At 51.5% G+C, this 24,110-nt stretch carries 23 protein-coding genes; 18 read left to right on the forward strand and 5 right to left on the reverse strand.

Annotation, left to right across the window (positions count from 1 at the left end; all coding sequences use genetic code 11):
• Positions 1–91: 91 nt before the first annotated feature.
• Complete coding sequence (locus ACTL32_RS14705; RefSeq protein WP_441342203.1) at positions 92–1,225, forward strand: sensor histidine kinase; 1,134 nt, start codon at positions 92–94, stop codon at positions 1,223–1,225.
• Positions 1,222–1,821, forward strand: a complete 600-nt coding sequence (locus tag ACTL32_RS14710) for a response regulator (protein WP_441342204.1) — start codon at positions 1,222–1,224, stop codon at positions 1,819–1,821. Before ACTL32_RS14705 ends, ACTL32_RS14710 begins: the two co-directional genes overlap by 4 nt.
• Before the next feature lie 117 nt (positions 1,822–1,938).
• On the opposite strand, the gene ACTL32_RS14715 is transcribed toward ACTL32_RS14710, so the two are convergent.
• Both ACTL32_RS14715 and ACTL32_RS14720 read right to left on the reverse strand, forming a co-directional pair.
• The gene (locus ACTL32_RS14715) at positions 1,939–2,487 is read right to left on the reverse strand and encodes an alpha/beta hydrolase (protein ID WP_441342205.1); all 549 of its coding nucleotides are present in this window, start codon (positions 2,485–2,487) and stop codon (positions 1,939–1,941) included.
• A 219-nt stretch (positions 2,488–2,706) separates the two neighbouring features.
• Positions 2,707–3,075, reverse strand: a complete 369-nt coding sequence (locus tag ACTL32_RS14720) for a DUF2188 domain-containing protein (protein ID WP_441342206.1) — start codon at positions 3,073–3,075, stop codon at positions 2,707–2,709.
• Positions 3,076–3,187: 112 nt separating this feature from the next.
• Between ACTL32_RS14720 and putP the strand changes: the two genes are divergently transcribed.
• From putP to hflX, 3 genes are all read left to right on the forward strand, one after another.
• The gene (gene putP, locus ACTL32_RS14725) at positions 3,188–4,684 is read left to right on the forward strand and encodes a sodium/proline symporter PutP (RefSeq protein ID WP_441342207.1); all 1,497 of its coding nucleotides are present in this window, start codon (positions 3,188–3,190) and stop codon (positions 4,682–4,684) included.
• A 127-nt stretch (positions 4,685–4,811) separates the two neighbouring features.
• Positions 4,812–5,531, forward strand: coding sequence for a VOC family protein (locus ACTL32_RS14730; RefSeq protein WP_441342208.1), 720 nt, complete (start codon positions 4,812–4,814; stop codon positions 5,529–5,531).
• A 99-nt stretch (positions 5,532–5,630) separates the two neighbouring features.
• Positions 5,631–6,902 carry a GTPase HflX gene (gene hflX / locus ACTL32_RS14735; RefSeq protein ID WP_441342209.1) on the forward strand — a complete coding sequence of 424 codons (1,272 nt, stop codon included), beginning with the start codon at positions 5,631–5,633 and terminating at the stop codon, positions 6,900–6,902.
• 306 nt (positions 6,903–7,208) lie between these two features.
• Here the strand turns inward: hflX and ACTL32_RS14740 are convergent, their stop codons facing one another.
• Positions 7,209–8,927, reverse strand: a complete 1,719-nt coding sequence (locus ACTL32_RS14740; protein ID WP_441342210.1) for an ABC transporter ATP-binding protein — start codon at positions 8,925–8,927, stop codon at positions 7,209–7,211.
• A gap of 341 nt (positions 8,928–9,268) precedes the next feature.
• Here ACTL32_RS14740 and ACTL32_RS14745 point away from each other — a divergent pair, with 341 nt between their 5' ends.
• The 5 genes from ACTL32_RS14745 to ACTL32_RS14765 all read left to right on the forward strand — a co-directional run bounded on the left by ACTL32_RS14745 (position 9,269) and on the right by ACTL32_RS14765 (position 13,342).
• Positions 9,269–10,219, forward strand: a complete 951-nt coding sequence (locus ACTL32_RS14745; protein ID WP_441342211.1) for an ABC transporter permease — start codon at positions 9,269–9,271, stop codon at positions 10,217–10,219.
• Positions 10,212–11,162, forward strand: coding sequence for an iron chelate uptake ABC transporter family permease subunit (locus tag ACTL32_RS14750; protein WP_441342212.1), 951 nt, complete (start codon positions 10,212–10,214; stop codon positions 11,160–11,162). The genes ACTL32_RS14745 and ACTL32_RS14750 overlap by 8 nt, the downstream gene beginning before the upstream one ends.
• Positions 11,159–11,920 carry an iron ABC transporter ATP-binding protein gene (locus tag ACTL32_RS14755; protein WP_441342213.1) on the forward strand — a complete coding sequence of 254 codons (762 nt, stop codon included), beginning with the start codon at positions 11,159–11,161 and terminating at the stop codon, positions 11,918–11,920. The genes ACTL32_RS14750 and ACTL32_RS14755 overlap by 4 nt, the downstream gene beginning before the upstream one ends.
• A gap of 91 nt (positions 11,921–12,011) precedes the next feature.
• Complete coding sequence (locus ACTL32_RS14760) at positions 12,012–12,962, forward strand: siderophore ABC transporter substrate-binding protein (RefSeq protein WP_441342214.1); 951 nt, start codon at positions 12,012–12,014, stop codon at positions 12,960–12,962.
• Positions 12,963–13,033: 71 nt separating this feature from the next.
• Positions 13,034–13,342 (forward strand): antibiotic biosynthesis monooxygenase family protein, encoded by a 309-nt coding sequence (locus ACTL32_RS14765; protein WP_441342215.1) that lies wholly within the window; start codon positions 13,034–13,036, stop codon positions 13,340–13,342.
• Between the two features lie 398 nt (positions 13,343–13,740).
• Here ACTL32_RS14765 and ACTL32_RS14770 read toward each other — a convergent pair whose 3' ends face one another.
• A complete protein-coding gene (locus ACTL32_RS14770) occupies positions 13,741–15,021 on the reverse strand; it encodes an ammonium transporter (RefSeq protein WP_441342216.1) in 1,281 nt (426 codons plus the stop codon).
• Between the two features lie 12 nt (positions 15,022–15,033).
• Positions 15,034–15,375: a P-II family nitrogen regulator gene (locus tag ACTL32_RS14775; protein WP_204893292.1), complete on the reverse strand. Its 342-nt coding sequence runs from the start codon at positions 15,373–15,375 to the stop codon at positions 15,034–15,036.
• Between the two features lie 130 nt (positions 15,376–15,505).
• Here ACTL32_RS14775 and ACTL32_RS14780 point away from each other — a divergent pair, with 130 nt between their 5' ends.
• The 8 genes from ACTL32_RS14780 to ACTL32_RS14815 all read left to right on the forward strand — a co-directional run bounded on the left by ACTL32_RS14780 (position 15,506) and on the right by ACTL32_RS14815 (position 24,021).
• Positions 15,506–16,150 carry a uracil-DNA glycosylase gene (locus ACTL32_RS14780; RefSeq protein WP_441342217.1) on the forward strand — a complete coding sequence of 215 codons (645 nt, stop codon included), beginning with the start codon at positions 15,506–15,508 and terminating at the stop codon, positions 16,148–16,150.
• Between the two features lie 99 nt (positions 16,151–16,249).
• Complete coding sequence (gene zupT / locus ACTL32_RS14785) at positions 16,250–17,059, forward strand: zinc transporter ZupT (RefSeq protein WP_441342218.1); 810 nt, start codon at positions 16,250–16,252, stop codon at positions 17,057–17,059.
• Positions 17,060–17,255: 196 nt separating this feature from the next.
• Positions 17,256–18,473 carry an MFS transporter gene (locus tag ACTL32_RS14790; RefSeq protein ID WP_441342219.1) on the forward strand — a complete coding sequence of 406 codons (1,218 nt, stop codon included), beginning with the start codon at positions 17,256–17,258 and terminating at the stop codon, positions 18,471–18,473.
• 177 nt (positions 18,474–18,650) lie between these two features.
• Positions 18,651–19,505 (forward strand): GNAT family N-acetyltransferase, encoded by an 855-nt coding sequence (locus ACTL32_RS14795; protein WP_441342220.1) that lies wholly within the window; start codon positions 18,651–18,653, stop codon positions 19,503–19,505.
• Between the two features lie 296 nt (positions 19,506–19,801).
• Positions 19,802–21,439: a ribosomal protection-like ABC-F family protein gene (gene abc-f, locus ACTL32_RS14800; RefSeq protein WP_441342221.1), complete on the forward strand. Its 1,638-nt coding sequence runs from the start codon at positions 19,802–19,804 to the stop codon at positions 21,437–21,439.
• A 56-nt stretch (positions 21,440–21,495) separates the two neighbouring features.
• Positions 21,496–22,464: an ABC transporter ATP-binding protein gene (locus ACTL32_RS14805; RefSeq protein WP_441342222.1), complete on the forward strand. Its 969-nt coding sequence runs from the start codon at positions 21,496–21,498 to the stop codon at positions 22,462–22,464.
• The gene (locus tag ACTL32_RS14810; RefSeq protein WP_377340914.1) at positions 22,461–23,099 is read left to right on the forward strand and encodes an ABC transporter permease; all 639 of its coding nucleotides are present in this window, start codon (positions 22,461–22,463) and stop codon (positions 23,097–23,099) included. Before ACTL32_RS14805 ends, ACTL32_RS14810 begins: the two co-directional genes overlap by 4 nt.
• A gap of 13 nt (positions 23,100–23,112) precedes the next feature.
• On the forward strand, positions 23,113–24,021 hold the full coding sequence (locus ACTL32_RS14815) for a glycine betaine ABC transporter substrate-binding protein (protein ID WP_441342223.1): 909 nt from the start codon (positions 23,113–23,115) through the stop codon (positions 24,019–24,021).
• The last annotated feature ends 89 nt before the right edge of the window (positions 24,022–24,110 follow it).

Consider the following 24,110-nt stretch of genomic DNA (forward strand, 5'->3'; position numbering starts at 1 on the left):
CCAGAAGAGAAAACCATTCGGCTGAATGGTTTTCTCTTTTTGCCGTTTGTTTGTTAAAATGAATCTTAATAGTGAATTGAGGAGCGAAATTATGCAAAGCTGGTACCAAATCTTCCCCAAAAACCCTTGGCTCAGTTTATATGCATGGGTCATTTTCTGTATATTGCCGTTCTTTTTCATTTTCCGGTCTTCATCATTGCTGGAAATCGGGGCCGGCATCTTGTTGCTGCTCCTGTTTTTCCTGGCATACCGGCTGTCGTTCAATTCGAAGACGGGCTTTGTGTATGTCTGGATCGGCATTGAAATCGCCATTAACATCGGCATGATTTTCATGTTCGGCTATGTTTACCTGGCCATTTTCCTGGCGTTCTTTATCGGAAATATCCGCAACAAAGTCGGGTTCTTCATCATCTACGGAATCCATATCGGTACAACCCTCCTGGCGCTGGGGTTCGGAATGGTGCTGCACCAATCGCTGTATACTTCGCAGCTGCCATTTATTGTCCTGAGCGTATTGGGCATCATCTTGCTTCCTTTCAATACGTATAACCGGCACAAACGGGAAAAGCTGGAAGGGCAGCTGGAAGATGCGAACAAGCGGATTTCCCAGCTCATCGTCATCGAGGAGCGCGAGCGCATTGCACGCGATCTCCACGATACGCTCGGCCAAAAATTGTCGCTAATCGGCCTTAAAAGCGACCTGGCCGGCAAATTGCTGCACCGGGACGCCGAAGCGGCCATGAATGAAATCAATGACATCCGGCAGACGGCGCGCACTGCGCTGAAAGAAGTGAGGGAATTGGTTTCTGACATGCGCGGCACCAAATTGGAAGATGAACTTCTGCGCATCCAGCAGATTCTCCGGGCTGCGGATATCGACTTTGTGCTGTACGGCAACGCCAAGCTGACCAATACGCCGCTCTTGGTCGAGAACGTATTGAGCATGTGTTTGAAAGAAGCTGTCACCAATGTGGTGAAGCACAGCCAGGCGACCCGGTGCAGCGTTCTCATCAAGCAAAAGCCCGAAGAAGTGCTCGTGCAGGTGCAGGATGACGGCATCGGGCTGGAAGGCGGCCATTGGAACCAAGGGAATGGCTTGGCCGGCATGCGGGAGCGGCTGGAATTCGTCAATGGCAGCGTCGACATCCAGACGATGGATGGGGTAACGCTGAATATTCGCGTACCGAATGTCATCCTTTATCAAAACAAGGAGGAATCGATATGATACGGATTGTATTAGCGGAAGACCAGCGCATGATGCTCGGGGCCTTGGGTTCGCTGCTGGATTTCGAAGAGGACATGGAAGTGGTCGGAAAAGCCGGAAACGGCGAGGAGGCCATTGCATTGGTAGAGGAGTTGAATCCGGATATTGTCATCATGGATATTGAAATGCCGCTTAAAAGCGGGCTTGATGCCGCTGAGCTGCTGAAAGATCATCCCTGCAAAATCATTATCCTCACAACCTTCGCCCGGTCCGGTTATTTTGAACGCGCCCGTAAAGCGGGTGTCAGCGGTTATTTGCTGAAAGACAGCCCGAGCGAAGATCTGGCGGCTTCCATCCGCTCTATCATGGAAGGCCGGCGGATCTATGCACCTGAACTGGTGGATCTCGCATACGCAGATGCCAATCCGTTGACCGAAAGGGAGTCCCAGGTCATGGAACTGATCGCCGAAGGCAAGAGCACGAAAGAAATTGCCAAGGAATTGTTTATCACGACCGGCACTGTCCGCAATTACATCTCGACCATCTTCGATAAACTCGAAGTCGGAAACCGCATCGAAGCCATTTCGCGTTTCAAGGAAAAAGGCTGGTTCAAATAAAGATCCGCTGCATGAGAGCAGCGAATCTTTTCAGGCTGCCGGGGAAACCCGGCGGCTTTTTTTGTTGTTCCGCCGGATGCACCGGTGGCCACGTACAGAAGGGATGGTGTACCGGGTTTAACTTCCACGGATTTCTTCCGCCGCTTCCGGGAGCCCGTCCTGGAAAGCATGGTCGTTTCCGGGCAACTGCCGGACAGCAGCACCCGGCAAATTTTCCATGTATTTCTCCAAATGTTTGAACGGCACGATTTCGTCGCCGATGCTGTGGAAAAGAACGACATCAGGCAACAGGGAAGCCCGGGACACAAAATCTTCCGGCAGCGTAAAGCTTTCCAATTCCCATTCCGCGTCAATTCCCCAAAAAGGAGCGGCAATCGTAATAACTTTCTCAAACGACTTTCCAAGCTCTTCTTCTGACAGGAATTTCAGCAAAGCCGACCCGCCGATAGAATGGCCCACCAACACTGCTCCATCTTCCAAGGACGCCAGTTCTTCCTTCAGCTTTTCTTTCCATGCCGAATATTGCGGGTCTTCGGGATCGGGCATTTTCGGGGCCATCACCTGAAAAGCGGAGCCCAGTTCACGCTCCAGATACTGCAGCAGCCCCGCGCTTCCTTGTCCTTCGCCTTGCGGACCGGCACTATGGATGAATAAAACCTGCTTCATTGCATCCGCCTCCTATGATTTGTCCGGAATCCATCTCCTGAAAGCCATAAACCTGTCTGCCGTTTCATCATTTTCACTTTATGTTTCTCCGTTATCCTGTGGTTCAAACATCCTTTTTTGATTCCGGTATTTTTTCATCCTGAAAGAAGCCGACGAAGGCGGAATCGGCTCCCTGGCCAATGCGAAAATCCGCTGCAAGGGAGCAGCGGATTTTAGCGTTCAGTCATTTTCATAAAGCTTGTCTTCTAGAGAGCCGTCTTTCGTATAGATGTGAAGTTCTCCGTTGTGCTTGTTGGCGTAGCGTTTGGCTTCGCCCATCAGATCGTCTTTGGTATCTTCGATGAGAATCGCTTTTTTGCTGTCCTTCTTCTTGAGCTGCCAGCCTTCGTCGTGTGCCCTGATTTCAAAAATCACCTTTTCCTCTTCGCCTTCCACGCTTTTCCTTGCCCGGTCCAGCGCAATCGGAATGGCCCGCCCTTCTTCGTATCCATCCCGCAGCAGGGCGTTTGCGATTTCAATCGCTTTGTTCCGGACGTCCGTATTCAAGTTCTTGAATGAATCGGGGTAATCATTTTTGCTCCATGGCACGGCAATCGCCTCCTTGTCTTCTCTTTTCCCCCTAAAATTCAGCGGCAAAACAAAATTTTTCTGGTAAAAAGACGGCAAGATGATAAACTTATATCGGAAAGGGGAGATAGAAATGACAGATACAACTTATCAGATTATTGCTTTGGTCATTTACATGGCTGCCATGCTGTTCATCGGCTGGTATGCATACAAAAAGACAGTTAACCTGACAGACTATATGTTAGGCGGCCGGGGCCTCGGCGCTGCAGTCGGCGCCTTAAGCGCAGGAGCTGCGGACATGTCCGGATGGCTCTTGATGGGATTGCCAGGGGCAATTTACGTCAGCGGGCTCGTGGAGGTTTGGATTGCCATAGGTTTGACAATCGGTGCATATTTGAACTGGTTCTTCGTGGCACCGCGCCTGCGGGTTTATTCATTTGTTACAAGCGATTCCATTACGATTCCAAGCTTTTTGGAGAATCGCCTGAAAGACAAGTCGCGCCTGCTGCGCATTGTTTCAGGGATTATTATCTTAATTTTCTTCACCTTCTATGTTTCTTCAGGCATGGTAGCGGGAGGCGTATTCTTTGAAAGCTCATTCGGGTTGGATTATCAGCTCGGCTTGGTGATCGTTTCCGCAGTTGTAGTCGCTTATACGTTATTCGGCGGCTTCCTTGCGGTAAGCTACACGGACTTCGTCCAAGGGCTGATGATGTTCCTGGCCCTGATTGCTGTTCCGATTATCGGGGTTTTTGCAACCGGCGGATTCGGGCAGACAGCTGAAAGCATCCGTTCGGTGGATCCGACATTCCTGTCCTTGACGGCAGGGGCTTCGTTCATCGGCGTCATTTCGGCAGTCGCGTGGGGCCTTGGCTACTTCGGCCAGCCGCACATCATCGTCCGTTTTATGGCAATCAGCACGCTGAAAGAAGTTCGCCAGGCACGCCGCATCGGTATTGGCTGGATGATTTTGAGCCTTCTTGGGGCAACTGCAACTGCTTTGGTGGGGATTGCGTATTTCCAGCAAAACCCGGACATGACGCTTGGCGACCCTGAAGGGGTATTCATCGTCCTTGGCCAGATTTTCTTCCATCCATTGATTGCAGGCTTCATGTTGGCTGCTGTATTGGCGGCAATCATGAGCACGATTTCTTCCCAGCTGATCGTTACTTCTTCAGCATTGATCGAAGATCTTTACAAAATCGCCTTTAAAAAGGCGTCTACCGATAAGCAATACGTCACATTGGGACGCCTTGCGGTATTGGTCATTGCCCTTATCGCCGGATTCCTGGCATGGGAGCGCAACGATACGATTTTGGACTTGGTCGCTTATGCATGGGCAGGGTTCGGAGCCGCGTTCGGCCCGGTCATCCTCTTGTCCTTGTTCTGGCGCAAATTGACGACGTGGGGAGCGCTTGCGGGAATGGTTGTCGGCGCAGCTACGGTCATCATTTGGGATAGCCTCGATTGGGAGTTTGCTGTCAACCTTTACGAAATCGTTCCAGGATTCTTGCTATGTTTGATTACAGCGGTTGTTGTAAGTTTGGCAACGTTCAAACCGAATGCACAAATCGAAGAAGAGTTCAGCGAAACAGAACGTTTGATTAAAGAAAAACCGGCAAAACTATAATCGAACAAAAAGCTTCAGTCCGCCAATTGGCAGGACTGGAGCTTTTTTCAATTCCTCCGCTGAATTAAAGGAACCGAAGCCCGCTGTAGCGAACGGTATAAACAACCATTAAAAAAGAGGTGCTTGGATGTATTTGGATCATATTGTGCATTTTATTGAAGAAGACCCGGAAAAAGCGGTAGATGTTTGGAAGAACCACGGCTTCCATGCCGCAAAAGGCGGACGGCATTTGAATTGGGGAACCCATAATGCATTGCTTTATTTCAAGGACAGCTACATCGAGTGGCTCGCTGTCGAAAAAATGGATATTGCAAAAGGAGCGGATCATCCGTTGACGCAGCTGCTGCTGCACGACCGCAAAGGCTTCGGCACCATTTGCCTGCGGACGGAAGACATTGCACAGCTTGATGCGCGGCTGGAGCGGGAAGGGATCGAAACGACGGGTGTCCTGGCTGCGGAGCGGAAAACGGAATCGGGCGACTTGATCAAATGGAAGATGCTGTTCCTAAAAGAAGCGGTCTCGGACAATCTGCCGTCTCCGTTCTTTATCGAATGGAATGACGGCGACAGCGAACGCTATGAAGGGCTGAGGAAGAGAGGCGCTATTTTGCCGGACAATGAAAAACAATCGATTGAACGCTGTATTTTCGGAGTCCATGAGCCGGCTGCAAGTGCAGAAAAATGGCGCTCTTTGATCGGTTCGCTGGAGCTGCCGAATTGCCGGTTTGAATTCCGGAAGACGGACCGGAAACAGGAGCGCCTTGAAGAAGTGGTCTTGTCTCGTGGGACGCAGGAAGTCTCTTTTGAAGAAGGGGTTTATTGTATTCCGCCTAACGGGAATATATGATAGTACAAGGAATCAAACGGAATTACCGGAAGAAGAGTGCAAACTCTTCTTTTTGCCGTATGGCCAAAGAGGTCCATTGGCATTGAAGGAGGAAAACAAATGGATGTATTGATAGAGAAAGCGATCATTGTAGGGGTTCAGCTGCAGCAGGACCTGCATTTTGAATATGAAATGGAAGAACTGCGCAATTTGGCGGAAGCTTGTGAAGTGGAGGTGGTGGGCGAAATCAGCCAGAACCTTGACCGGATCCATCCCGCAACGTATGTCGGCAAAGGCAAGGTCGAAGAAATCAAAGCGTTCTACGAAGAAGCGGAAGCGAATTTGGTCATCTTCAATGATGAATTGTCGCCTTCCCAGATCCGCAACCTGGAAGAAGACCTGGAATGCAAAGTCATTGACCGGACAATGCTCATCCTGGATATATTCTCGCGCCGCGCCAGAACGCGCGAAGCACAGGTGCAAGTGGAGCTTGCCCAGCTGCAGTATATGCTGCCAAGATTAGTCGGCCTTCGGGCTTCACTCGGTCGGCAAGGGGGGAGCAGCGGCGGCGGATTCTCCAACCGTGGTGCCGGGGAAACGAAACTGGAGCTCGACCGCCGGAAAATCGAAGACCAGCTATCCAAACTCCATAAAGAACTGGAGCATATCCGCGCCCAACGCGAAACCCAGCGCAAGCAGCGCACAAAAACCGGTACGCCGGTCGTGTCGCTGGTTGGCTATACCAACGCAGGAAAATCGACCATCATGAACGGCCTACTGACGAAAACCGGCCAGCATGAAGAAAAGCAGGTATTCGAAAAAGATATGCTGTTTGCGACACTTGATACGTCTGTGCGGCAAATCCGCTTGGAGGACAACAAGCATTTCCTGCTTTCCGACACGGTCGGTTTTGTCAGCAAGCTGCCGCACCATTTGGTGAAGGCGTTCCGTTCCACGCTGGAAGAAGCGCGGAATTCGGACCTGCTGCTCCATGTTGTCGATGTTTCCAACGAAGAATACCGTCACATGATCGATGTCACCAATACAACGCTCCTTGAAGTGGGCGTTGAAAATGTCCCGACACTGTTCGTCTACAACAAAGCGGACCTGGCAGGCATCCCGTATCCGAAAGTTGGCCGCAATGAGTTGTGGATCTCGGCGAAAGAAGGGAAGGGCCTGGATGAACTGCTGGAGATGATCAAAGGAAGCATCTTCTCGGGCCATGTGACGTGCCGTATGCTCGTTCCATTCGAGCGCGGGGACGTCGTGGCGTACTTGAACGATTCAGCAACCATCCTGGAAACCGAGTATGAAGAAGAAGGCACCATGCTGAAAGTCGAACTCGGCAAAGTGGATTACGACCGCTTCGAGCAATTCGTGATCGGAAAATGATAAAAACAGAAAGCCGCGTCCTGCATGGACGCGGCTTTCTATGCAGACTGTAGACAAAGTCTAATTATGATGAATAGAAACGTCAAGCCCGACCGTGCTGGCCACTTCGCTTTCCGTGGGCTCGGCTTCAGTCTCCTCGTCACTGGAAAACCATGCTCCTGCATCGCTGCGCTAGCTTCGTCTAAATGAATCTTCATTTTTGAAGTGGAATAAATATTTTTTTGTCTACAAGCTCAACAAAAAGCCGCGTCCTTTATGGGCGCGGCTTTCTGTTTATTTATTTCTGCTGAAGGGCTTTTATTGCCATCACTGTTGGAACTGGATGCGGTGCAGGTTGGCAAAGATGCCATCCTGTTCGAGCAGTTCAGCGTAGCCGCCCTGTTCCGCGATGCCGTCTTCTGTGACGACGATGACCCGGTCGGCGTCGCGGATAGTGGCGAGCCGGTGGGCGATGATAAGCGTTGTGCGGTTTTCGGCAAGTTCGCCTAGGGCTTCCTGGATCACGCGCTCCGTTTCCGTATCAAGCGCCGATGTCGCTTCATCGAGAATCAGGATCGGTGGATTTTTCAGGAACATGCGGGCGATGGCGAGCCGCTGCTTCTGGCCGCCTGACAGCTTAAGGCCGCGTTCGCCGATCTGCGTGTCATAGCCATGCGGCAGTTTGCTCACGAAATCTTCCAAATGTGCTTTCTTCGCTGCTGCCAAAATTTCTTCTTCACTGGCATCCCGTCTGCCGTACGCGATATTCTCGCGGATGGTGCCGGTGAACAGGAACACATCCTGCTGGACGATCCCGATGTGCGAGCGCAATGAATGCTTCGTCATGTCGCGGATGTCGATGCCGTCAATGGCGATTCTGCCGGATTGGATATCGTAGAACCGGGGAATCAGCGAGCAGATGGTCGTCTTGCCGGCGCCGGATGGCCCGACAAAAGCCACCGTTTCCCCGGATTTCACTTCCAGGTCGATGCCTTTCAGGACCGTCTTGTACTGGTCATAGCCGAAGTGGACGTCTTCGAACGTGATATTGCCTTTCAATCCGGATACTTCAATGGCATCCGGGCTGTCCAGGATTTCCGGCGCTTGGTCCATCAAGTCCTGGAACCGGCTGAAGCCGGCCATACCTTTCGGGTAAAGCTCCAATAGCGCGCTGATTTTGTCGATCGGTTTGATCAATACATTCAGAAACAGCACAAAGCTGACCAGTTCCCCGTACGACAATTCGTTTTGATAGTTCAGCCATGCCCCGTAGACAAGGACGAGGAGCGTCAAGAGGCGCGTCATCATATAGATGCTCGAATGGGTCGCGGCCATGACTTTATAAGCGACAAGTTTTGCGAGGCGGAACCGGCCGTTGTCATTTTTGAAGCGGCTGATTTCATATTCTTCGTTTGTGAAGGACTGGACGACGCGGGAGCCGGAGACGCTGTCTTCCACGCGGCCGTTGACGTCGGCGATTTTCCCGTACATGCTGCTCCACGCGCTGTTCATCTTAATGTTGCAGTATGTGATGAGCCAGATGAGGAACGGGATGACGACGAGCGTGACGAGCGCCAATTTCGGGTTGATCCAGAACATGATACCGAATGCCCCGAAAAACGTCATGATGGCGATAAAGGCGTCTTCCGGCCCGTGATGGGCGAGTTCGCCGATGTCGAATAGATCATTCGTGATGCGGCTCATGACGTGCCCGGTTTTGATGTTATCAAAAAAGCGGAACGACTGGCGCTGCACATGCGTGAACAATTCCTCCCGCATGTCTGTTTCGATATTGATCCCCAGTTTATGCCCCAGGTAGCTGACGATAAACTGCAAAAATGTGCTGAGCACGAATACAGCGAGCAGCAGGATGCTGACGGTTACAATGGTGTTCCATTCGCCGCTCGGCAGCAGGTCGTCGATGAACCATTGCACAGCGACCGGGAACGCAAGTTCAAGGATGGCCACGATCACCGCACTGGAAAAGTCGATGATGAAGAGGCGCTTATGCGGTTTGTAATAACTGAAAAATTGTTTTAATCTCACTAGAAGTCACCTCATGAAGTTTTGTGCTAAAGAAAAGTATAATCGAAAGCGGCCCAATAAACGAATATAAGTTTCTAGAATCGAAATATTTCATGCGAAATTATGGAAGAGTAGCACAGGTCTTTAATTAGGAATACATCTTCTAGGGAGCGCGTATTACCAATTTCCAAATGTGGCAAACTTTTTACAACTGGGAAAAACGAAGGTTTAAATGAAAATAATTCTCATTTAGGTGTTGATAGTTCTTCCCCGAGTGATATACTAAGAAATGTGCAGCACTGATAATGATTATCATTGTTAATTGGTGTTCAGATTTTATTGTTGAAAGATGAGGGGCAGTAATGAAAAAACGTGTTTTAATTCCCATACTGATCATACTGTCGTTCGTCTCGTTATTCGTCGGAGTCAGCAATATCAGTCCAATCGATTTGCTCGATTTCCAGTCGGAAGAAACTCAGATATTCTTGATCAGCCGCCTGCCAAGGCTGGTCGCCATATTGCTGGCGGGAGCAGGGATGAGCATGGCAGGGCTCATCATGCAACAGCTCAGCCGCAATAAATTTGTTTCTCCGACAACGGCAGGCACGCTTGACGCCACACGGCTCGGAATTCTCGTTTCGATGCTGCTGTTTGCAAACGCATCGATGCTTGAGAAGATGACCGTGGCGTTCGCTTTCGCACTTGCCGGGACGTTCCTGTTCATGCAAATTCTCAACCGCATCAAATTCAAGGATGCGATTTTCATCCCGCTTGTCGGGCTGATGTTCGGCAATATCCTTTCATCCATCACAACGTTTTTTGCCTACCGGGCGGATGTCATCCAGAACATGTCCGCATGGCTGCAAGGTGACTTCTCGATGATCATGAAAGGCAGCTACGAGCTTTTGTACGTCAGCGTGCCGGTGTTCATCATCGCCTATATCTACGCCAACCGCTTCACGGTAGCAGGGATGGGGGAGGATTTCTCCAAAAACCTCGGGCTGAAATACCGCAGCATCGTCAACATCGGGCTGACGCTGGTCGCTTTGATTACGGCGACTGTCGTGTTGACGGTCGGCATGATTCCGTTCCTCGGGCTCATCATCCCGAACATCGTCTCGATCTTCAAAGGGGACCATCTCCAAAAGACATTGCCGCACACGGCGATGCTTGGAGCGATCTTCTTGCTGCTCTGCGATATTTTAGGAAGAGTCTTGATTTACCCGTATGAAATCTCCATCAGTTTGATGGTCGGCGTCATCGGAAGTTTCATTTTCCTCTTCTTGCTGTTTAGGAGGAAAGCGTATGCGTGATTTACATAAGATGCTTATCCTTATTGTCTTGGCGCTGGCTGCATGCGGCGTCTACCTGTTCCAGGATTTGAACGGCAGCTTTGATTATGCCTTGCCGCGGCGAGGTGTGAAGGTGTTCGCCATGATCCTCACCGGAGTAGCGATTGCCTACGCGACGGTCGTTTTCCAGACCATCACCCATAACCGGATTTTGACACCGAGCATCATGGGGCTCGACTCGCTGTACATGCTGCTCCAGACCTTGCTGATTTTCTTCCTCGGTTCGGATCACATTACGATTCTCAACAAGCAAGTGAATTTCATGCTGTCGATTGCCGTCATGGTCATCTTCGCCTTGCTGTTCTACCGGCTGCTCTTCAAAGGGGACAACCAGCCGATTTACTTTCTATTGCTGATCGGCATCATTTTCGGAACGTTTTTCTCCAGTATTTCCACGTTCCTGCAAGTGCTGATCGATCCGAATGAATTCCAGGTCGTCCAGGACCGGATGTTTGCCAGCTTCAACAACGTCAATGCCGATCTGGTGTGGACATCGCTGGTGATCATCGCGCTTTTGATCGCGTTTGCCTGGCGCCATAACCCCTCGATGGATGTGCTGTCTTTGGGGCGTGACACAGCGGTCAACCTCGGCGTCAATTACGACTCCCTGGTCAAAGGCATGCTGGTGCTGTCGGCGGTATTGATTGCCATCGCGACGGCTCTGGTCGGCCCGATAACCTTCTTCGGTTTGATCGTCGCCAATTTATCCTATCAATTCTTCAAATCATACAAGCATTCGGTGATCCTTACCGGTGCGATTGTCATCAGCATCATCGCCCTGGTCGGCGGACAGTGGGTGGTCGAGCGGATCTTCACATTCAACACCACGCTGAGCGTCATCATCAACTTCATCGGTGGAGTTTACTTCATCTATCTGCTATTAAAGGAGAGTCGGTCTAAATGATCCAAGTCCGTGAATTGACAAAGCTGTATGGAAAAAAACAAGTGGTGGAAAATGTCTCCGTCGATATCCGGCGCGGGCAGATCACCTCTTTTATCGGGCCGAACGGAGCCGGGAAATCCACGCTGCTGTCCATGGTCAGCCGGCTTTTGGATGCGGATACCGGAGAGGTGCTCATCGATTCGACAAACATGAAAAAACTGAAGTCGAATGAATTCTCGAAACGGGTTTCGATCCTGAAGCAATCCAACTACATGAATGTCCGGTTGACGATTCGCGAACTTGTCTCTTTCGGCCGCTTCCCGTATTCAAAAGGGCGCCTGAATGACGAAGATGAAAAAATGGTCGACCAGGCGATCGGTTATATGGATCTGAAAGAAATGGAAGATATGTATTTGGACGAATTGTCCGGCGGCCAGCGCCAGCGCGCCTTTATTGCGATGGTCATCGCGCAGGACACCGATTATGTGCTTTTGGATGAACCTTTGAACAATCTGGACATGAAACATTCAGTCCAGATCATGAAAATCCTCCGCCGATTGGTGGACGAACTCGGCAAGACAGTGGTGATCGTGCTGCATGACATCAACTTTGCGTCTGTCTATTCCGACCGCATCGTGGCCTTGAAAAATGGCCGTGTCGTTAAAGACGGAACCACCGAAGAAATTATTCAAAGCGATGCCTTAAAGGAAATCTACGATATGGATATTCCGATCCAACAGATGAACGATTGCCGGATCTGCGTTTATTTTAATTCTTAAGAAAAGCAGAAAAGGCCATTGGAGTCTGAACAAGAAACAAAGAGCTGGAAAATGATACGTTAAAAATATTGAATAGAGGAGCCCGGGCAAAATGAAAAAATGGTTATTGATCGCATTCGCATTGGTGATGGCTGCAGTTCTTGCAGCGTGTGGAGCAGAAGAAGCAGCGGATACCGCTTCTGCTGAAACAGAAAAGAAAGAAGAAATGACGGTTACACATGAGTTGGGTGAGACAACTTTCGAGAAAAACCCGAAAAAAGTCGTTGTTTTCGATTTCGGCGTTCTTGATTCAATGGACAAATTAGGGATTGAAGCTGTAGCAGGCGTTCCGCAGGAATCCCTTCCAGGCTACCTTGAAAAATACGCAGACACGGAAAAATACGAAAATGTCGGCACGCTGAAAGAAGCGGATTTTGAAGCGATTCATGCATTGGACCCGGACCTGATCATCATCTCCGGCCGCCAGGCGGATATGTATGAAGAGTATGAAGAAATTGCGCCGACCATCCACATGGCGGTCGACACGGACAATTACATGGAATCTTTCAAAAGCAACATGACGACATTGGGTGAAATCTTCAGCAAAGAGGATGCGGTCAAAGAAGAACTGGCTGCAGTAGAAGTGCAGATTGAAGAAGTGAAAGCGAAAGTCAGCGAAAGCGATGCAAAAGCGCTGATCGTGTTGGCGAACGAAGGCAAAGTAAGTGCTTATGGAGCAGCTTCGCGTTTCGGCATCATCCATGATGTTTTTGGTGTAAAGCAAGCTGACGAAGGCATTGAAGTATCCACGCACGGACAGAGCATCTCGTTCGAATACATCCTCGAAAAGAACCCGGACATGATTTTCGTCGTTGACCGCAATGCGGCAGTAGGGGCGGATGCAAGCGCTAAAGATTCACTTGAAAACGAATTGGTGCAAAAAACAAACGCCTATAAAGACGGCAAAATCATCTACCTGGATCCGGATTACTGGTACCTGTCAGGTGGCGGACTCGAGTCGGTCAGCCAAATGGTGACGGATATGGAATCGGCATTTGAATAAAAGACCGGCCACTCAGCGGGAAGTTTCCTGCTGAGTTTTCATTTTATATAGAAGGAAGAGGAGGTAATTGCATGTTTGTCCAAATGAAAAGAATTGTCGTTAAAGAAGGATTTTCGGAGCGGGTGCTGAACCGTTTTTCGGGAGAAGGGAAGCTGGAGAAGCAGCCAGGCTATATCGACCGGACCGTATTGAAGAAGAACGTCCGGCGCGGCGATGAAGAAGTGATCGTCTATGTCCGCTGGGAATCCGAAGCGGATTGGAAGAACTGGGAAAAGCATCCCGACCACATCGCCGGCCATAAGGCGAACCTCGGGAAACCGAAACCTGATCACGTCATCGAATCCTCCCAGAACACTTACCATGTGCACGCAGTAAGATAAGAAAGAATCGCTGCGGTTCTCCGCAATAAAAATGGTGGGCTGATGTCAATTGCGGCGGACGCTTTCCGCGGGCTCGCGCCGAACTAACAAAGAACCTGTGCTCCTGCGCAAGCTCGTCGCAAATACTTGCCCTCGCAAGCTTCGGTCAAGCATTGACTGGCGTCCGAGTTAGTTCGGCACTTCGCTGTCCCGCTGGAGTCGCCGCCTCCATTCCCATCAGCTGTTATAGAATATTAAAAAGGTCAAAGAAGAAAAAGTAGTGCTTTTTCTCCTTTGACCTTTCTTTTATGAACTGATGGCCAGCCGGGTCGGGCTTATACATCTCTATTCAGTAAAATTAGCCTTTGTCTACAGTCTGAGCATGGCCCTTATCCGGCCGTGCTTTTTTGTATGGAATCTCAAAGTTTGGTGGGCGCAGGCTTCTCGCCTATTTTATTCAGCCGTGTGGCAAAGGATTCGGTTGAAGGGGCGGACCCGCGCAGGACGTCCTGCATAGCGTAAGCCTGTGAGCCGTGTTCCGAAAAGTCCAGGCCGCTCTCTTCTTCTTCGGCGGACACGCGGATCGGCGAAAGGGCATTGACTGCCAGGACCACTAGCCCGGAGGAAATGGAAGTCCAGGCGATGACCGCCAGGACGCCCACGGTCTGGATGCCGAGGATTTCAGGGCCGCCGCCATATAACAAGCCGCCCGTTGTGTCGAAGAAGCCAAGCGCCATGGTGCCCCAGATGCCGGCGACGCCGTGGACAGCGATTGCGCCGACGGGATCGTCCACACGGATTTTCGAGTCAAGCAAGTGAACGGCTTCGGTCATGATGATGCCGGCGAGAAGGCCGATGGCCATGGCGCCGAGGAAGGAGACGTTCGCCGCTCCGGCAGTGATGCCCACCAATCCGGCAAGCGCTCCATTCATTGTCAGTGACGGGTCGATTCGACCGTAGCGCAAACGGGTATAAAGAGCAGTGGAGATGACCGCTGCCGATGCGGCGAGCAGGGTGTTCACGATGACGGGCGGCACAAGTTCAGGATCTGCGGCCAAAGTGCTGCCGCCGTTGAAACCGAACCAGCCGAGCCAAAGGATGAAGACGCCCAATGCGCCGAGCGGCAGGTTATGGCCAGGGATCGAGTTTACGATGCTGCCGCTGTATTTGCCAAGGCGCGGACCCAGTTTCCAGGCGGTGATGAAAGCTGCCGTTGCACCGGTCAAATGGACCACGGTGGAGCCGGCAAAGTCAATAAAGCCGATTTGGGAAAGCCAGCCGCCTCCCCATACCCAGTGTCCGACAATCGGGTAAATGACGGCGGTCATAGCGACCGTCAGCATGATATAAGAAGACAATTTCATTCGTTCAGCAACTGCGCCGGAAATGATGGTGGCGCAAGTAGCGGCGAAGACCGCCTGGAAAACGAAGAAACCGATGTCTTCACGGCCGGCAAGCACGAAGCCATCCGTGCCGATCAATCCGAAAGCGGACGTACCGAACATTAACGCGAATCCGACAAAGAAATACAGGATCGAGCCTAAGCCGACGGTGATCAGGTTTTTCATTAAAATATTCAAGGTGTTTTTAGAGCGGGTAAAACCGGTTTCGAGCATTGCGAATCCGGCATGCATGAAAAAGACCAAAATCGTTCCGAGCATCACCCATAACATATCAACTGAACTTTGAACTGCTTCCATCCGATCTCCTCCTTAACCAACGGCGATTGCGCCGCGTTCTTTTGTTCTGATGCGAATTGCTTCTTCAACGGGAAGGATGAAGATTTTGCCGTCCCCGACTTCTCCGGTGGCGGCGTATTCCAGCAAGGCTTCGACAATGTCTTCGACTTTGGAATCATCCACGACCATCTCTAATTTCAATTTCGGGGAGAATTCCATGGTGTAAGCATTTCCCCGGAACAAGCCGGTGCGCCCTTCCTGTTTGCCGATTCCGGCGATTTCCGTGACGGTCAGGCCGTCAATTCCTTCAAGCGCCAAAGCTTGTCGAACTTCGGCGAAGACCGAGGGACGGATGATGGTTTCAATCTTTTTCATGTTCTCTCCTCCTTGATGTTAGGTTTGTTAACATATTAATCAATATTTTCAGACAATGCAAGCTTTATTTTAAATTTATGTTAGAAAACGTGACATGAAGAATATAGTAAACTGAAAAAGAGGTGATGGCATGTATAAAATATCAGATGATTTGATTCAATTAGGCATTGAAAGGATCAAGGATTTTCCAGTGGAAGGGTTTGTGCCGGGCCATGGGCCTGACAGTCCTGCGCTGATGCTTGTAGGAGAAGCGCCGGGGGAAAATGAGGTGGAAACGCGCATACCTTTTACGGGGCGGGCCGGAAAGGAATTGATGGCGTCGCTCTCCAGTGTCGGGCTTGCCCGCGAAGATGTCTATATCACAAGTGCCGTCCGCAGCCGGCCTTATAAATGGGGGACCAAAAAAGAACGCGACGGGTCACAGACCGAACGGAAGTACAACCGGGCACCTACGAAAAAAGAGATCATTGCCCATGCGCCCATTCTCGATGCAGAAATCCGGGACATCGATCCGCCGCTGATTGTGACGCTCGGGAATATCGGGCTGCAGCGGCTTATAGGGCCCGAGGCCAGAGTGACGCAATTGCACGGCGTGCTGATGGAGACGCCGATTTTGAAGTGGAATGAAGAAAATCAGCGGTTTGAAAAAACTGAGCAGACTTACCATATACTTCCGACATTCCATCCTGCTAGTGTATTTTACAACCCGCCCGTGCGCGCTTTGAAAGAGGAAGACTGGCGTAAGATCGGCGCCTTATTGAAGTTTAAAAAATGAAAGAATAATGGGAAACCTTTCCGTGTTGAAAAATGTTGCGCGAAGGAAACTTTTAGCGTACAATAACATTAATCATTGGAACGGAAGGACGTCGGGTCTATGGATAGTACAGTACTTTTTGCGCTCGGGCTGACTTTGTTCGCCGGTCTGGCGACTGGGATCGGGAGCTTGCTCGCGTTTTTCGCATCCCGCACTAATACAAAATTTCTTTCAGTCTCGCTTGGTTTTTCGGCCGGCGTCATGATCTATGTCTCGATGATCGAGATTTTTGTGAAAGCCAAAGTTTCACTGGTCGGGGCGCACGGCGACACCTTGGGCTATTGGATGACCATTCTTGCGTTTTTTGGCGGCATGGTCTTCATGGCTGTGCTGGACCGGATTTTGCCGCAATTGGGGAATCCGCATGAAGTGCGGACAATTGAAGACATGGACGACGGGCCGAGCAATGCGGAGTACGCCCGGCTCCGGAAAATGGGTATCTTTACCGCACTCGCAATCGGTATCCACAACTTTCCGGAAGGGATTGCGACATTCATGTCGGCTATCCAGGATCCGGCCCTCGGAATCGCTATTGCGATAGCGGTGGCAATCCACAATATTCCGGAAGGCATTGCGGTATCGGTGCCGATCTATTATGCGACAGGAAGTCGCCGGAAAGCATTCCAGTACAGCTTCTTGTCCGGCATTTCCGAACCGATCGGGGCGATAGCGGCTTGGCTGATTTTAATGCCGTTCCTCAGCGACACGCTGTTCGGCCTCATTTTTGCCGGAGTGGCGGGCTTGATGGTCTTCATCTCGCTCGATGAACTGCTGCCGGCAGCGAAGCGCTACGACGAAGCCCATCTGTCGATTTACGGCCTGATTGCCGGCATGGCGGTCATGGCAATCAGTTTGGTGTTGATTGCGTAAAAGAAAAGTGTCAGCCTCTTTGTTCCCGGGTATGGGAACAAAGAGGCTTTTTACATGCGTAAAATTGTAGGGCTTCTTTCGGTTGATTATTCGGAAAAATGGAACTTTTACAGCTGTCTTGCCACGCTGGCAGGCTCGGCGTATAGTGAATGTGTAAAGACACTATATTACATGTGTAAAGACAGGGAGGATTATAATGGCTACAGTATCGGTGAAGAATTCCACCGGGATTTCACGCAATAAATTACTCGGGGTTGCAGGGTTGGGATGGCTTTTTGATGCAATGGATGTCGGCATTTTGTCTTTTGTCATCGCTGCGCTGAAAGTGGATTGGAATTTGACAGTCCAGCAGATGGGCTGGATCGGCAGCGTCAACTCAATCGGGATGGCAGTCGGGGCATTCGTCTTCGGGATTTATGCCGACCGTGTAGGAAGAAAGAAAATATTTATCATCACGCTCTTATTATTCTCTATCGCAAGCGGAGTCTCTGCTTTTGCCACAACACTCGCCGCATTCATGATCCTGCGCTTTTTTGTCGGCATGGGGCTTGGCGGGGAATTGCCGGTTGCGTCGACACTTGTCTCCGAAAGTGTCCCGGCAAAAGAGCGCGGACGCGTCGTCGTGCTTTTGGAAAGCTTCTGGGCTGCTGGCTGGCTTCTCGCTGCTATCATTTCGTATTTCATCATTCCTGAATTCGGCTGGCGGGTCGCATTGATCATCACGGCATTGCCGGCGCTTTATGCATTGTACTTGCGCATCAATTTGCCGGACTCGCCGCAGTTTTCGGCGAAGAAGAATGTCCTGCGTTCCGTATCGACGAATGTTAAAGAAGTATGGTCCAAGAAATACCTGCGTCCGACATTGATGCTCTGGATCGTCTGGTTTACCGTGGTCTTTTCGTATTACGGCATGTTCCTGTGGCTGCCGAGCGTCATGGTGCTCAAAGGCTTTACGTTGATCCAAAGCTTCAAATACGTCTTGATCATGACGCTCGCACAATTGCCGGGCTATTTCTCGGCGGCCTGGCTTATTGAACGGGCAGGGCGCAAGTTTGTGCTTGTCACGTACTTGCTTGGAACCGCAGCAAGCGCGTTGGTATTCGGCAACGCGGAAACAGTTGGCATGCTGATCGGGGCCGGGATTTTCCTGTCGTTCTTCAATCTCGGGGCCTGGGGCGCGCTTTATGCGTATTCTCCGGAGCAGTATCCGACGGTCATCCGCGGCACCGGCACCGGAATGGCTGCGTCGTTCGGGCGTATCGGCGGAATCCTGGGACCGCTTTTGGTCGGTACGATGCTTGCCGCTGATTATGGAGTCGGCTGGATTTTCGCGATATTCTGCGTTGCTATCGTCATTGGCGCTTTGGCCGTTGCCTTCCTCGGAATCGAAACCAAACAAATGGAACTGGAATAAAAAAGGCAGCTCCGACCATTCTGGTCGGGGCTGTTTTTGCCATATTGGAGAGAATCGGCAAGACGCTGCGGGGATGAAAGTGGACAAAGAACAATTTAATGGGAAATCAGGCAGGAGATTTCCCAGATTTAGCTAATACATATTAGTCAGAGAGATTAATTGGAAGCGGGTGGGAACATGGAATGGAAAGTTTATGCGGATCCGCTGGCATACGCAGAGCAAGTGGAGCGTTTATTATATGAACGGGAAGACGAGTACAGCCTTTTTTTAGGGATTCTCGAGCAAATAAAGGCGGAGCGCTACGAGGATTATTTTTTGGCGATCGCTTTTGAAGGCGACGAAGTGGCGGCAGCTTGCCTGATGACGCCGCCGCATCCGCTGCAGCTGATCGTCTTCAAGGAAATGCCGGCAATCGAAGCGCAGGTTGCAGAGCGGTTGATGAATGGAGGAATCGTGGTTGAAGCGATTGTGGGAGACCGCGGCACGGCCCGGCGTTTTGCGGAAGCGTGGACGGCGAAAATGGGAGGCAGTTACCACGTGCTGATGGACCAGGGGCTTTACCGGGCGGATGCTGTCAACCGCAAACTGGAAAAAAGCCCGGGATCCTGGCGGGTCGCCAGCAAAAAAGATGCAGCGCTTCTTGAACAGTGGCTGCTTTTGTTCGAGCAGGAAACCGGCATCGCATCCTCGACGCCCGCCCAAGCGGCGCACCGGATCGATTCGTTCATCGAAGGCAAGGAAGTATATGTCTGGGAAGTGGACGGGGAAGTCGTGTCCTGCATGAAAAAATCGCGGCCTTCCAAGCATGGCATTACGGTTTCGTTTGTTTTCACGCCTCAAAAGCATCGCCGAAAAGGCTATGCCCGGACGCTCGTCGCTGAAGTGACGGAAGAGCTGCTCCAGGAATATGATTTTGCCATGCTGTACACCGATTTGAAAAACCCGACATCCAATAAAATCTACACCGAAATCGGCTATAGCCAGATAGCCAATCCGGTGCACTTGGCGCTTGATGAAGTGCAGCCGGAATAATGTGGTATACTGGATGCATCAAATTGAAGGGAAGATGGGCGGCCGATGAAGTTTTAATCCTTTTTCTGCGAAAAACAAAAAGTTCGCGTTAGTGAAATAGGATTCGTCTGCCCATTTTTAGAAAAGCTGCAAACATACAGGCTGCTGATGCTTCCCGGCTAGGGAAGGTCTGCGGCAATTTTGCGGCAGTTCCAACAAGCAACGGCCCGGCCTTTCGGGCGGCTCGTTGGGCATGCGAATTCTTCCGGAAATCATTCGGAGGAATTTTTTTATTTCTCCGGCAAGGGGGAATGGCAATGGCCATCATAGGAAGATTGAACAAACTGGAAATCGGCTTTAACGGAGAAGTGATTTTGGAGGGCGTGCACGCTGAAATTCATGCCGGTGAACGGATTGGCATCGTCGGGGTGAACGGGTCCGGAAAATCATCGCTGCTCAATGCCATCGCGCGCGGCGATTCTGCCGTCCAATGGAGCGGGCGGCGTCCGAAGATCGCCTATCTGGAACAGGAAGTGAGAGAGTTTCTCGGGGAGGCGCGGACTGCCGAAAGCGCCGTGCTGGAAACCAAATGGAACGTGCCGGAAGGACGGGACGCGCTGAGCGGCGGAGAAGCGATTAAAATGCGGCTTGCCAAAACCTTTGCGGAAGGGGCCGAGGTGCTCCTGCTCGATGAACCGACAAACCATCTTGATGCCGGGAGCGTGGAACTCATCACGGAACAAGTGAAAAACTACCGCGGGACGCTCCTCATCGTCTCGCATGACCGCCACTTTCTTGACAGCGCGGCAACGCGCATCTGGGAACTCGAGGGCAAAAAACTCACGGCTTATGAAGGGAATTACAGTGCATATCGCGAACAAAAAGAACATCGGCAATTGACGCAGACGCGGAAGTACGACAAGCAGCAAGCGGAAATCGCCAAAGTCGAACAGCAGATTTCGGAACTGCAGTCCTGGTCCGGAAAAGCGCATGCTGACTCGACAAAACAGGACGGATTCAAGGAGTTTTACCGTTCCAAGGCCAAGCGCATGGATGTGCAGATCGGAAGCAAGCGCAACCGGCTCGAAAGAGAGCTCCAAAAAGAAAGGGTCAGCCAGCCGAAGGAAGAAGTGGATGTGAAATTCGGCATCGGTGGTGCAGCCAAAAAAGGCAAGCGCGTCCTGGAAGTGAAGGGAGCGGGGAAAAGCTACGACAGCCGGGTTCTGTTCGAGGATGTTTCGTTTACAGTGCAGCAAGGGGAGCGGATCGGGTTGGCCGGCAAAAACGGCAGCGGGAAATCCGCCTTGTTCCGGATGTTTATGGGAGCGGAGGATTACACGGGTGAGATTTGGGTGACAAGCGGCATGAAGATCGGGTACTTGAGCCAGGATGTCTTTGATTTGCCGGAAGGAAAAACGCCAGCGGAAATGTTCGGCTCGGGCAGTTACGCGCAGGGCGGTCGGACCCGCACCTTGATGGACAATCTGGGATTCGAAAAGCGGCACTGGCTGGAGCCGATCGGGCATATGAGCATGGGGGAGCGGGTCAAATTGAAGCTGATGGAGTTTATGCTCCATGACTGCAATGTCCTGCTGTTGGATGAACCGACCAATCACCTGGACCTGCCTTCAAGGGAAGGGTTGGAACGGACGCTCGAGTCGTTTTCGGGGACGCTGCTGTTCGCTTCCCATGACCGTTATTTTATGGAAAAGCTGGCCCGCAAAGTGCTGGTTTTCGAAGATGGAAAGGTTAAGAAATTCGAAGACACCTACAAGGAGTGGGCAGGCCAGCCGCCGAGCCGGCCTAAAGGGGATTTTTTGCAGCTGGATACCGAACGCCAAGCCGTTCTTGGCAAACTCAGTTTCCTGAAGCCCGGAGACAAGGCGTACGGGGAACTTGACCGCCGTTTCAACGAATTGACGGCCGCCATCAAAGCGCTGGAAAATCAGGAGTAGCGTGCCGGGGTTAAGGGTAAAGAAGAAAGCGAAACAAATGGAAAGGGGCGGATGCAGTGATTCGCTTTGACAATGTCACTAAACGTTTTCCGGACGGCACAGAAGCTTTGAAAGGCATTTCTCTGGCGTTTCCGGCGCATCAGCTCACAGCCATCATCGGGCCGAGCGGCTGCGGAAAGACAACATTGATGAAAATGATCAATAAACTTGAAAAACCGACCGAAGGCGAGATCTACATCGACGAAGAGCCGATCACCGGTTTGGAGGAAGTCAAACTGCGCCGTTCGATCGGCTATGTCATTCAGCGGATCGGGCTGATGCCGCACATGACCATTGCGGACAATGTGTCGATGGTGCCAAAGCTTCTCGGTTGGCCGAAAGACAAGACAGAAGTGCGGGCGCGGGAATTGCTTTCGCTTGTCGGCCTTGAACCGGATACGTATTGGAGCCGCTATCCACTTGAACTCAGCGGCGGCCAACAGCAGCGGGTCGGTGTCGTCAGGGCGCTGGCCGGCGATCCGAACATCATCTTGATGGATGAACCTTTTTCGGCGCTTGACCCGATCAGCCGGGAGCAGCTGCAGGATGAATTGCGGAACCTGCAGCAGGAAATCCGAAAGACCATCGTTTTTGTGACGCATGACATGGACGAGGCACTGAAAATCGCTGATAGGATCATCGTTCTGCGTGCAGGGCAGGTGGAGCAGATCGGCACGCCGCAGGAACTGGTGGCGGAGCCTGCCAATGATTTTGTCCGCGACTTTATCGGGACTGAACGGATCAACCGGCAGCGGGCGTTTGGCGAGAAGAAACTCAAGGAATTCGTATTCCAGTTTGATGCCGATTGGAGCGGCGATGCCCGAAAGATCGATTCCTCTGCGAGCATCGAAGAAGCGGCAAGGCAGCTTGAAGCGAGCCCGCACAGCCGCCTTGCCATCACGGAAGGCGGGCATGTGGTGGCTTACGCCGCTGAGCGCGATTTGTTGAAGGCGGCCCTTCAAAAGGATAGGGGGACATCGAATTGAACAACTTCCTGAATACGTTGGCGGCCAGGCAGGAAATGATTCAGACTGCTTTCCTGGAACATATCTATTTATCATTTGTGGCGGTAGCGGTCGGTGTCGCAATTGCACTTCCGACAGGCATCCTCATTGCCCGCTACCGGAAATACGCGGAGCCGATTATAGGCGTGACCGCAGTATTTCAGACCATTCCAAGCTTGGCGCTGTTTGGCTTTTTGGTGCCGATTCTCGGCATCGGATCTCCGACGGCACTGATCGCCCTCATCATTTATGCGCTCCTTCCAATCCTGCGCAATACCTATACCGGAATCACAGGCGTGGACAGTTCCATCATCGAAGCCGGCAGAGGCATGGGAATGACGCGGACACAAATTCTGCGGCAGATTGAATTGCCGCTGGCGCTCCCATTTATCATGGCGGGCATCCGGACCGCGACCGTGCTGACGGTCGGCATCGCGACGCTGGCAACATTTGTCGGTGCAGGCGGCCTCGGGGATATCATCTACCGCGGGCTGCAGTCCTACAACAATTCGCTGGTCCTGGCTGGGGCACTGCCTGTCGCTTTGCTGGCCATCGGATTTGACCTGGTCCTGAAATGGATTGAAAAACGGGCGACGCCTAAAGGATTGAAACTTTAAAGGGGGAAGAAACATGAGAAAACCGGCAGCATTGATTTTATTGGCAGCTTCGGCTGTTTTGGCAGGATGCGGAGGCACGTCAGGCGAAAGTGAATTAGATCCGATCGTTATCGGAGGCAAGCCGTGGACGGAGCAGTACATCCTGCCGCATATCCTTGGGCAGTATATCGAAGCGAATTCCGATTATACGGTCGAGTACGAAGACGGCCTCGGGGAAGTGTCGATTTTGACGCCGGCGCTTGAAAAAGGCGATATCGATATGTATGTGGAATACACCGGAACAGGGTTGAAGGATGTCCTGAAAGAGCAGTCGGAGCCGGGCCAGTCGTCCGAGGAAGTGCTCGAGCGGGTGCGGACAGGCTATGAAGAAACGCTGGGGGCAACGTGGCTGGAGCCGCTCGGATTCGAGAACGGCTACACCCTCGCTTTCTCCAAAGACAGCAGCTTTGTGGCAGAGACCTATTCCGACCTGGCCGAACTCTCCAAGTCTGAAGACATGACGTTCGGCGCGCCGCACCCATTCTACGAACGACAAGGGGACGGCTATGACGATCTGGTGAAGACATATGGCTTCGAATTCTCGGCGACCGAGAGCTTTGATCCGGCCATCATGTATGAAGCGGTGAAAAACGGGGACGTGGATGTCATTCCGGCCTTTACGACCGACAGCCGGATCAATTTGTTCGATCTAGAGACGACCGAAGATGACAAATCGTTCTTCCCGAAATACGACGCTGCACCTGTCGTGCGGATGGAGACGCTCGAAGAATATCCAGAGCTTGAAGAAGTGTTGAGCGGGTTGGCCGGGCAGATCAGCGAAGAAGAGATGCTGGCCATGAACGCCAAAGTCGACGTCGATCAGGAAGTGGCGAGCGATGTGGCCCGTGAATTTTTGGTGGAGCAAGGCTTGATAGAAGAATAAACCCCGAATCCCGCAGAGCTTCTGCGGGATTTTTTCTATGGCATTTACAAGGGTATTCTTGTACAATAACTTTAATGAGTGAATAGTCA

It is taken from the genome of Planococcus sp. FY231025, from assembly GCF_052078085.1.
GTDB lineage: Bacteria > Bacillota > Bacilli > Bacillales_A > Planococcaceae > Planococcus.